We start from the raw sequence: 11,635 nt of genomic DNA, 5'->3' as shown, positions 1-11,635 counted from the left end.
ATCTTTCATCTTTTCTTGTCAATTTTTAATATTGCGTTGGCAGCTGCCATTACATTTTCCGTATTGCCTAAATCATTTCCCTTATTCATTTTCGCAATTAGAAAAGACAAATCCTCCTCAGTTGCAATATCTTCATATACAGCCAATAATGAATAAATCTCATCGTTATCTAATGAGTCTATTTGTCTTCTCAACTTTTCCCTACATTTAATTACACGAGAGGACATCAAAGAATCTTTTGGTGTATTTGCCAGTGTACAGGTTAGCAAACTTGTATATAATGGTGAACTCTTAGGTTCGTTCAGTGTTTTAGAAATCAATAAATCCCAATTGTCAACACTTAAATTTTTCATTTTAAGTAATGCATATAAAGCTATTTTCTTGATTAAAACTGTTTCCTTTGATTGTAGGATTATTTCAAGTAAATTATTTATCACTAAATCCATATCTTTTTCTGAAGTGTAGGCTGTACCCCAATATGTATAAGCCCACATTGGATTGTGATCACCACCCAGAATTGAATCTGTAATGTCAGTAGAAATAGTATATGGAGATACCCTCAATTTGGCCAAAGATTCAGCAGCGTGAATTCTATCTAAAGAAGAATATCCTTTATACACTCTTGAAATTGAATCTAACCATTGGGTTTTTTCTTCCAAAGATATCGCTGCCTGATTTAATACACGCCACACCCCTATACGATAATAAGGTTCATTCCTATTTTGCTTCTCTTCCTCAAGAAAAAGATCATACACGTTATTAGAATAATCAAGATTTAGAATGTACTCCGCAGCATGAACCTTTTCCCACTTTGAGGAATTTTCTAAAGCATATTGCAGCTTTATTTTAGCTTCTTCCCTTATAGATTCCGAAACAGTATGTTTTTTATATTCTCCACAACATAAAAAAAGTATACCCCCTAATAGTAGTGCTATGTACTTAGTAATGTTGACACACCTCATAAGTACCTACTTTATTTTGTTCTGTATATCTAAAATAGTCCCTGCAATATGACGAGTGCCATTATCTTGATTAAAATAATAAACGACTAAAATACGACCGTCATCTAATTGGGTTGGCCATGAATAACCGATATCTGTTGTACCACCATCTTCTCGAAGTACGAACTCTGGAGCTGTGGCAAAATCTGTACATTCTGGATTTAATATACGGGCTCGAATCCCATATGGTTTATGACGATATCCGTAAGTTAATAGGACTCTATTATCCTTTAGCCTCAATGCATTTAATGGATGACCCTGAAAACCCATGGATTCCCATTTAAACGTTTTTCCACCATCTGTTGAACGAGAAATAACTGCTTGATCTCCAAAGCCCGCTGTTCTTAAAAATCCTACAAGATCGCCTTTAGGAGTTTCAATGATTGAGGCTTCATTAAAAGAAACACTGCTGTCAACCGCTACAGGAGAAACGTAATCCCAAGTTAATCCTTTATCTTTAGAGACAATAAGATGATTTGAGGTTTTAGTGGGAGTATCATGAGCAGCAACTATCCATAAAATTCTACCATCCTTTGCCTCATATAATGCTCCTCTATTATATGCCGGCACCGGATTACCAAATGCATTATTAAGAACTTCTGGCTCTATATGTGGTGGGTAAATAACATCCCCCCATGTATTTCCACCGTCAGAGGAACGAACCAGGTAGCCCCCTAAAAAAGTAGCATCCGAACTAACGAAAGAAGGCTCTTTTAAATTAGCCATACCTTCCGGTCTAAGAAAAGCCCAACCATAACTTGCACAAAGAATTGTTCCGTCTTGCAATTGCAACAGACATGGATCTTGAGAACCTCCAAAAGGGTGAGAGTAAATTAATTCAGGGGTCTTTGTCCATGTTTCCCCATTATCATTTGATCTAACCATTACCAAATAACTATTTGGATCAACATGGTTCGATCCAGATTCTCCAAATATTTTACGATCAGGTGCACGCCTAAATGACACTAATACCTCTCCGTCAGGTCGAGTTATTACAGATGGAAATGTTGAGTAAAATAAAGAATCTGAATAAATGACAATGTCCTTAATTTTACGTAAACCTACTGTACTATCTCCTAAAAATTGAGCATTTTCATTTAATGCCATTAATGCGCTTTCTGACTTTGCTTCTGAGTTGGTTTTGCTAGAATTCCTATCTACACATTGCACGGAAAGCATCAAGATAAATCCTAACAAACTAAATTTCATTAATTTACGTCTCATAATAATTACATTTTTAATTAATTGTTACTACACTACATTCTCTTTGAATTTTTATCAAAGTAATAGTTATGTTAACCACCCTTTTCTTTCCCACTTAACCAGATCCAAAAACTCAATATTAGAATATTGAAGTTCTTTCGCTCTTTTCAATTGAGCTTTATTTAAGTACTTGCCATTTGCTACACTTAAAGAATTTTCTAAATATTCTAATCGATCCATGCCCACAAGTACTGAGGATATTTGCTCAGATGACAATGCGAATTTCAAAGCTAATGCGGCCAGATCACAACCAAGCTGACTCCAAAGTTCTTTATATGATTGAATGTGTTTTTCAACATCTTTTAACTTTGAATGCAGTGACCTTCCTTTGTTGCTCAAAATTCCTTTAAATAGAACGGACCGGACCATAATCCCAACTTTATTCTTTTCTGCCAATGAAAAGTTAACTTCTTGTGATTGATCCATTAAGTTATATGGCAATTGTACAACATCCCAATTACCACTTTCAATTGATTTTTTTGTCTCTTCAACAGAATAAGTAGAAACTCCAGTGGCGCGGATCACTCCTTCTTCTTTTAACTTTAGAAAGGTTTGAGCAATCTCATCATTATCTAAAATTTCAAGATCAGCCTGATGCAACATAAACACATCAATATAATTGGTTTGCAAGGCCATAAGGCTCTCCTCTAATGACTTTTCAATTATTCTTTTTAGTTCATGTGATGAAGGTAGAATTCCTGATTTATCGCGTAGTTTACAGCATTTGGAACTAATCACCACTTCATTTCTTTTTGATCGAAAAGCCTGTCCCATAATCTCTTCACTAGCACCATACATACGGGCTGTATCAAAAAAATTAATCCCTCTATCTATGGCTTCATGCAATAGGTGAATTGCTTCTTCATGAGAAAGCATATCGGCTTGACTTTTAATTCCAATCCCATATGGCATCCCTATTTCAACACCTCCAAAAGCGACTTCTGATACCATAATACCAGTTTTACCTAGTTCTCTTGTTTTCATTGATAATATTGTATTTATAAATTATATTTCTAAATTCTCCAAAGCATGCTTCACTAATCATCTTATTATAAAAGGAAATCATACTGGCGTTATTTTACTCACTTTCAATATCTGAATTAATTTCAAATTAGCATTAGGCTAAAATTTGCCTTCCTCTATACATAAAGAGGAGCCCTTACGTGACTTTCGTTAAGACATATAGTTAACACGGTTAAAGTGAAATACTTTATACTAGACTCTTACTTACCTTATTTAATAACAGTTTATATTAAATTTTCAGATTGTGGGTTCTCACATCATTAATTTAAATAATAATAAGAAACATATCTATGACGATTTCCATTCTTATGTAAAGTATCCAAACAACTCTACATCTTCCGTTTTACCAACATACCCAACCTCCATCGACTACTAGGTTTTGTCCGGTAATAAAAGAAGCTAAATCTGATAATAGAAATGTTACTGCACCTGCAACCTCTTTTGGTTGTCCAATTCTTCCCATGGGTACATTTAGTTTTAATTTTTCAATAAAATCAGGAAATTCTTTTTGAACGGAAGGATTCGGAAATGGTCCAGGAGAAATACAGTTGAAACGAATTCCATTTTTTGCATAGAACACTGCAAGATATCGGGTCATTTGAACAATACCAGCTTTTCCAACTCCATATTCTATCGGATTAACCACCATAGGCTTTTTATAATTACTAGGATTGGGAGATACCATTCCATACATGCTTGAAAAAAGAACAACACTTCCTTTTCCTGGCTTTTCCATCTCTTTCCCGATACCTCTGGCTAGTAAAAATGTAGATGTTAGACCTATATGATTTACAATATCAAATTCTTCACCTGAAATTTCTTCCAAAGTTTTCCCAGAAGAACCAAAAGTTAAAATTACCAAGCCATCTGGAATGCCATATTTTTGAATATTTTCGACAATAAATAAATCTATTTCCTTTTCATCCCTTACATCTAATGAAACTGGCTTGAATTGATCAATAGCTTCTATTGAAGATCCAAATTCGACAGCCTTATTTCCTAGATCGGCACATAAAACATTTGCACCTGATTCTAAAAGCATTCTTACAGTTGATTGTCCAAGAAAGCCAGCTCCTCCAATGACCCATATACTCTTTCCACTTAAGTTAAGTAGTCCCATTATATAATCAATTTGGAATTATTTTAATTTGTTTAGTGGAACTTGAGCCAAGTAAATACTAGAGTTTCCTTCGTGATTGGAATAATAGGATACCCATAATTTTTCATCATGAACTAACATTCCAGGATAACTAGTGTCACCTCCACTCGGCAACTCAATTTTTTTTAAAACCTTTCCATCCAAATTTGTTACCAAAAGGGATGTAGATGCTTTTTTGATATAATTTCTTGTTCCGATTACTAAATTATTATCATTCAAAAACAAAAAGTTTGGTCCACCTAACCTAAAATCCAAATTGGTATAACTCCAGTTGGTATATGGATAGCTGCTTTTTGCTAAAACCCCTAACTTGCCTGCTGATTCACGACGGACTAACACATACATGGTTCCATTCTTATCAAAGCGAATGGTAGATTCATTGGGTAAATGGTCAATATCTAATTGCGAGACGCTCTCAAAAGATTTTCCGTCATTAGATTTAAGTAAATATAATAGCCACGCGTCCTTATCAAGTTTTGACCAATCTCTGCTATTTTCTTTTAATTGATAATTTATGCCATAACCAACATTGTTATTCCAGGTTACTCTCCATAACCAATCCTTCGATGGATTAATATTTGGATCTAAGACTACTTTTGTTGGATCCTCAAAGTCCTCACCTCTCTGATTGGAAAAGGATACCATTGGATACAAATCATTTACTAAATTATCCGAATTAAAACGGGCTCCTGCCATTATTACCATAATCCGTCCGTCTGGAGTAACCGAAAGTTTGGGGTCACGCAAATCCAGGTTCTTTATGTTTAATTCTGCAATGCTTTCCCAGTTATTACCGTCCAAAGATTTAATAATTCTTACCTTTCCATAGTCTTCGTAACCTGCATGTTTAGCTCCGACCCTAAAAGAGCAATAAAAAGCATTGTTGAATCTTAGAAGATCTGTAAAAGCACTGTACTCCTTTGTATCATAAATTTTAGTTACCTGGATTGAATCCAAATTATTACTACTGTTCGTTTGAGCAAAACTAAGCCAGGGATAAAAAAACAAGAAAAAAAGACTTTTTGGTTTCATAATGTTTAATTTTAAATTGTTGGTTATGGTTATTTAAATATTGACGCTCTACATGTTTATTACAAAGAATAATTAAGAAGAAATCTCGAGCTGAAAGTCTTCATGTTTTATTTATTTCTCCCCCATAAGCTCAAAATAAAACTACTTACTATCCCTACTATAAATGAACCTGGAATTATCCAAAGAAAGGAAATTGTTTCTCCATAAAGTTCCTGTGAAAAACTAATTAAAACTGCAGCTAAGCCACTTAATAATGTTCCAATAAAAGTAGCTGTAGGATTTGGTCTTTTAACAAACATGGCCATAAAAAAGGGTACAAATAATGGGGCTACCAATAGATTGATTGTCTTGTATGTAATTTCCAACAAATTCCCTTTAATGTTACCTACAACCAAACTCAATAAAACAATTATAAAGCCAATTCCGAAAGATATATATTTCGCCATCTTTACCTGATTCCTTTCTACTATAACTTTCTTACTAAACCTTAAAATGAAATCATTGATAATGGACATGGCTGAGGAATTAATACCAGAAGATAAACTTGACATAGAAGCTGCAAGTAGTCCTGCTAAAACAAGACCTGAAAATCCAGATGGCAATCCTATTACGATAAATTTTGGAAATAGTAAATCTGCATCATCGACAATAGAATTTCCATTTGAAAGCAAATCAGGGTTCATCTTGAAATATGCAAATAATGCAATTCCTAGAACAGCTAATAGCAAAGTCACAAGCGCATTGGCCAAAATAGAATGTAAATACATTCTCCTAGCTGTTTTAACATTCTTAGTCGCCAGATATCGTTGAATGGCCATTTGGTCTGAACCTGCCGTACAGACATACCATCCAAAAGTTGTTAAGACAACAGGTAAAAAACTTAAACGTGCCTGCGCATCAAAAAATTTTAATTCAGCCCATTGGTCTGGCCATTCTTTTGGTATGATATTCGAAACACCCCCAAGATCACTCACAATTAGAACGATAGCAACAATTGATCCTCCAAATAAAATAAATGTTTGCACAACATCTCCGAAAACAACACTTTTTAAACCACCGTAAGAAGTATAAATTACAGTTACCACCCCCATAATAATACTTACAAATAAAGCGGTCTCCTCTGGCCAACCCATAATTGGAATAATTACCTTTTCAGAAACCATATAAATAATAACCGCCATCCAAACGATACGCATTGTTAAGAAATAAACGGCTGCGATTATTCTGCTTCGAATATCTAACTTTGTTTCTAATAATTCATAGGCGCTTGATATTTTGAGCTTCATTATATAAGGAATAAAATAATAAGCCACTATGAAATATATAAAAGGTAAGGCAAATAAGGATGACCAAATCATTGGTCCATATTTAATCATTTCTCCCGGCATTGATAAGTAAGATACGGCACTAAACATTGTAGCAAAAAGTGAAAGGCCTACCTTCCAAGGAGACATATTTCTTCCACCAAGCATATAATCATCCGAACTCTTATTTTTACTTGAGAAATAAAAACCCAATAGTAACATTCCAACAGCATATCCAATTATTATTATCCAATCTAATGTGGTTATTATCATAGCACTTAAAGTAATTATTATTCAATAGGTTTAACTCAACATTTCATGAACTAATTCAACAATTAACTCCCCTCCCTCAGCAGAAAAAACACTATTGCATGCTTCATATCCACCTTCCTTTTCTGCTTCTTCTGAAACAATATAACCTCCTAAGACACCATTAGATAAACTGCACACAAAGACCTTCTCTGATAATTTCTCCTTTATTTTTAAAGAGTATTCCACAAATAACTCTCCCGGAAGAAAAACAAAGTGAACTCCACCTAGTGTAATACAATTAATTTCTATTGGCAAAATGGTTTTATACGCTTTTTCAAGTTCTCCATTAACTAATAGTTTAGTAAGTTTTAAATTTTCTTCTGCACCAAACCAATCACATTCAACTGTTCTAATTTCTGTTGCTGATTCATTATTAAGCCGCATTAAGTCTAATTTGTTCTTAACAGAATCAACCTTTTTTTCAGCATCCTCAAGAGGCATAAATTTTTTTCTAGGTAGGTCTAAAAAGGACTTCCGAATATTTTGCGAATGCCAGTCCTTAAATTCCGAATCACTAAGTTGCGAAACACTTTCTGCAATTCGTTTTCCTAACATAAATCCAAGTCGTTTCGCCTCATCAAAAGTATTTGAATTAATAAAATGTCTCGGAGATTGATTACCAGAAGGTCCTGTCTGGTATAACAAAACCACATCCTTCCCTAATTTTTTATTTATAAACTCTCTTGTATATCCTGGGAAGTCTGCTGAATACAGCTTTGAGTCTTCATGCAAAATTGTTGGATGCATACAATGAATAATTGATAACGCGAAAATATTATCGGTTTCATAATCTTTTACAACTATTATAGGTACTTCAGGGTCTATAGCTCCATCAATATCATGTCGATTTCCTCCTACACCAGTACTATCGGCTGACGTGATAGCAATTTTACATCGTCTGATTCTATTATATGCTTCTATAAAAACCTGCGCAAGTTTATTCACCAAATAGGTGATGTACTCAGAGTCAACCTCTGGCACTATTGGGTCATAATAAATATCAGCTACAATTAAAGGGCCTGAATGTGTATGGGAAGCACATATCATAAGGTTATCACCATTTATACTTATTGACCTTTGAACTAGCTCTCTAACCCTTTTTGTAATTTCCTTGCTTATAAAAATTACGTCTACTGCACAAAGTCCAATTAGGTTCTCTCCATTATCTATTATTAGAGCAGAGGCGTATAAGGGATCATTAGTACCCTCACTTGTTCGCTCCACATGTGGGTAACCGTGTAAAAACATTGGTTTTTGTGGTGTTACGTCGATTATGGCTGCTCCTGCATATAACTTTTTCATACTTGTTCTCCAAATAAAAATTGTAAATTATTTTTGTAGCTAATATTGGTTTTTAAGGCCTTGGGTAATTTATGTAAGATGTCCGTTTCTTCCCTATACTCACAGTCTAATCTACTTTCTACTAATTTACCATCACCTGTATAATACTTTTGAATCCAATAATTAAAAGGTGTATCACTTCCCCAAAGCATTGTGTTAGAAAAAGTTTCCGCCATTTTAACCATCACAGAGAGTGGATCATTATAATTAGCTTTAAACCGATGGTTTTTGGCAGCAATACTTGGTGAGTTTTCCACTGCTAGTTTACAGTGAATTACAAAAGCTGAATAATCCACATAACAGTTATCTAAAGTTGCAGCTTTTTCCAAGACTGGTTCTAGAAAACGAGCGCAATGAGCTATACAAAAACGAATATCAGGATGTTTTTCTGCTAAATTCACAATATCAGATGCCGAGGCCCAAGGATCCTCAGGATGAACTGAGGAATGAAAAATAATGGGTAAATTTTTTTTACGCGCAAACTCTAAAATTGGCTTTCCTATGGTTTCTAGGTCATTTACATAAGATTGTATATAAGTGGTTGCCGTTTTAATTCCAAAAACAGGATATTTCTCTGAAATTTCTTCCATAAAATCAGCCTGTTTCTCAGTTTCTCTGGAAGGGTCGAACATTAAAAAAGGAAGTATTTTATTTGTATACTCAGGAAATATTTCATTTACTTCATTTAATAAATTCCGGTTTTCTAATTCAAATGGAAAATCACAAAATTGTTTCGTCGTTTTAATCTTTGGTGAGCTACTATCTTTAACGTAAAAAGCAGAATCCACAAAAGGAAATGTTACGGAATAATCAATGCCAAGCTGGTTCATACGGATCACAAGGTCCTCTACGGAAAGTGCATAGGGATACCCAAACTGATAGTAAAACTTGGGAGCAATACCAACGTGGGTATGAATGTCAATAACAGCCTCGGTTTTATATAAACCTCGTTTAATTGTATCGGTGTTCATTAATATCCTTTTTCAAAATCTGATTCAATATTCATCGCTATTGTTTCTGTAACATAAGAATCTGTTCGTAAAAGTTGATGTACAGATTCAGGAACTAATGGAGATGGATCTCCATGTAAAACAAGGCGAGTTATCAATCTTTGCCAAGAGGTAGTGGTACCATGTATACCTATTCCACAGAATTGCATCCTATTTTTCGCCCTTACTACCTGAGCAGGCCCAATAGTCGCAGCCTTTGGAGGAACAATAGCTAAGTCACCACTCATTCCAAAACTTCCATGGAGAGAATTTTGAGCTAGTGTAAATGGGCTGAGTGTAACAATTCGAGCATCCATTTCCATCCATTCCGCCATTGAATCAGCTTTAAATTCTGGTGCGTCTGGCTCAATAAAAGCCAAATGACCTGTCCAACCTGGGCCACTATAGACCATGTCAGCCTCGCCAAGATCTGAAATCATTTTACCGTAATCATTGATATTCTTATTGGTAAAAGTGTGTAATTGCTTCTCATCAGGACGAAGTTTTTTATCTAAGTTTGAATAAAAGTATTTTTTAAACGCGTAACCGAAACCATACTTCCAGCTTTCAGGAGCAATGTTTCCATCTTGATCTGCATACTCATCCATATTAAACGTATACAATTTACTACAGTCCACTTTAAACTTATTGAGCATATGTGCCAACATTCTGAAATGAGGCCATGGATTTGGCATTATTAACACTATTGGTTCGTTAGCATCTGAAGCAGTCTTTATTCGATGAAAAATATCAAAAAGCATTATAACTCCCATATCCGCATCAGGAACTACATGAATCTTAAAATCTGGATTTTTATGATTTGTAATATCCTCCCGTTTAATGTTCCTCACCCTTTCCAGTATTTTTTCATCTCTAAAAGGAACATGCTTCGAAGGCTCGTAATTAAAATCTAAGTTTTTCATTTTTCTAATAAATAAATATTCAAAGCACCAACTAATCCAGCATTTTCTTGATTGTTAATGATTATCATATGTTTAACTTCTTTTTTTATAATTTTAAGTAACACGTTTGACTGTGTCATTGCTCCTGATAAATAAACCTTATTTATACTCACCTTTTGAGCTATGCTAGTTAGATGCTTATTAAATTGATTAATATAATATTTGATTATACCAGCACATAATTGATGAGCTTCGCTATGGGTATTGAACTCCAGATCATTAACTGAAATATTGGGTATTCTCTCTTCTATATCTGGATAATCTAAATAGGTCTGAAAAAGTTGATCATAGGAGCCTGCTTCAAACATTTTTTCCTTTAATTCCCTAACAATAATACCAAAATCAGGTTCATAGCTAAGTAAAAAATAGTCATTAGATATTGGGAATTTACCCGCTATTTGATGCAATTCTAAATTATTGGAAAATTCTTTAGTTATAGAAAATATGACAAGCGCAGAACCAAAATTTATTGATATATCACCTGCACCTTTCAAACCGGCCCCTGAGGCAGAAGCACATTGATCATTTCCACAGAAATAAACAGGAAACCTGTATGATATTTCCCAATCCTTTGAAATTTCGTTTGAAATCAGCGCACTACTTTCTACAGACTTTTTAATTTGCGGGAAATTATCTTTAGTAAGTCCCATAATCTGTAACAGCTTACTATTTATATCTTTTATTACGTAATCATACATTCCACTCATCCCAAAACTTGTACTGTCCGTATAGAATTTATCTGTAAGTTGATAAACCACATATTCATTGATCAAAGGAAAATATTTCGCATTTTTAAAAACAGCTGGTTCATTTTTCTTCAACCATAATAGTTTTGAAACAAATAAAGCGGCTAAAGGTTCTCCAAAGCCTGAGTATTTTGAAAATTCGGGTAATTGCTCTTTTAAATACTCAGCTTCATCCTTCGCTCGTTCATCCAACCAAACGATTCCGTTACGTAATGGTATAAAATTATTAGTAACTGGAACAAATGTATTTGCTTGACTAGTAATAAGTAAAGCTGCAACTTTTCTTTTTTGCAAGAGTTTGTTTGAAAGACAATTATGAATTAAAGTTTTGACAGTTTCAAATAGTAAAACAACATCGATCTCATATGTATTTTCATTATGAATCATAGGAAATTTCTCCTGTTTCTCAATCAAAATATGCTGAGCAGAATTAAGACACCCACATTTTATATTGCTAGTGCCAATATCCAATACTATAAAAACTTCCTCTTTCAACTCTCTGA

At 34.1% G+C, this 11,635-nt stretch carries 10 protein-coding genes; all 10 read right to left on the bottom strand.

Annotated features, from left to right (window positions below; all coding sequences use genetic code 11):
- Positions 1–5: 5 nt before the first annotated feature.
- Positions 6–962 (bottom strand): hypothetical protein, encoded by a 957-nt coding sequence (locus H344_RS0112180; protein ID WP_026810579.1) that lies wholly within the window; start codon positions 960–962, stop codon positions 6–8.
- A 6-nt stretch (positions 963–968) separates the two neighbouring features.
- On the bottom strand, positions 969–2,225 hold the full coding sequence (locus tag H344_RS0112175) for a sialidase family protein (protein WP_034256540.1): 1,257 nt from the start codon (positions 2,223–2,225) through the stop codon (positions 969–971).
- A gap of 66 nt (positions 2,226–2,291) precedes the next feature.
- Positions 2,292–3,248: an aldo/keto reductase gene (locus H344_RS0112170; protein WP_026810577.1), complete on the bottom strand. Its 957-nt coding sequence runs from the start codon at positions 3,246–3,248 to the stop codon at positions 2,292–2,294.
- Positions 3,249–3,630: 382 nt separating this feature from the next.
- The gene (locus H344_RS0112165; RefSeq protein WP_051254297.1) at positions 3,631–4,407 is read right to left on the bottom strand and encodes an SDR family oxidoreductase; all 777 of its coding nucleotides are present in this window, start codon (positions 4,405–4,407) and stop codon (positions 3,631–3,633) included.
- 18 nt (positions 4,408–4,425) lie between these two features.
- Positions 4,426–5,478: a hypothetical protein gene (locus H344_RS0112160; RefSeq protein ID WP_034256538.1), complete on the bottom strand. Its 1,053-nt coding sequence runs from the start codon at positions 5,476–5,478 to the stop codon at positions 4,426–4,428.
- Positions 5,479–5,585: 107 nt separating this feature from the next.
- Entirely contained in the window at positions 5,586–7,055 is a 1,470-nt protein-coding gene (locus H344_RS20190; protein ID WP_051254296.1) for a sodium:solute symporter family transporter, read from the bottom strand.
- Between the two features lie 30 nt (positions 7,056–7,085).
- Positions 7,086–8,396, bottom strand: coding sequence for a neutral/alkaline non-lysosomal ceramidase N-terminal domain-containing protein (locus H344_RS0112150; protein WP_026810574.1), 1,311 nt, complete (start codon positions 8,394–8,396; stop codon positions 7,086–7,088).
- Positions 8,393–9,406 (bottom strand): amidohydrolase family protein, encoded by a 1,014-nt coding sequence (locus tag H344_RS0112145; RefSeq protein ID WP_026810573.1) that lies wholly within the window; start codon positions 9,404–9,406, stop codon positions 8,393–8,395. The genes H344_RS0112150 and H344_RS0112145 overlap by 4 nt, the downstream gene beginning before the upstream one ends.
- Entirely contained in the window at positions 9,406–10,347 is a 942-nt protein-coding gene (locus H344_RS0112140; RefSeq protein ID WP_034256536.1) for a 6-phosphogluconolactonase, read from the bottom strand. The genes H344_RS0112145 and H344_RS0112140 overlap by 1 nt, the downstream gene beginning before the upstream one ends.
- Positions 10,344–11,627 carry a xylulokinase gene (locus H344_RS0112135; protein WP_026810571.1) on the bottom strand — a complete coding sequence of 428 codons (1,284 nt, stop codon included), beginning with the start codon at positions 11,625–11,627 and terminating at the stop codon, positions 10,344–10,346. Before H344_RS0112135 ends, H344_RS0112140 begins: the two co-directional genes overlap by 4 nt.
- Positions 11,628–11,635 lie beyond the last annotated feature (8 nt).

Origin of the sequence: Arenibacter latericius DSM 15913, from assembly GCF_000424985.1 — a bacterium.
GTDB classification, from domain to species: domain Bacteria; phylum Bacteroidota; class Bacteroidia; order Flavobacteriales; family Flavobacteriaceae; genus Arenibacter; species Arenibacter latericius.
This window is presented reverse-complemented; position numbering and strand designations above follow the sequence as displayed.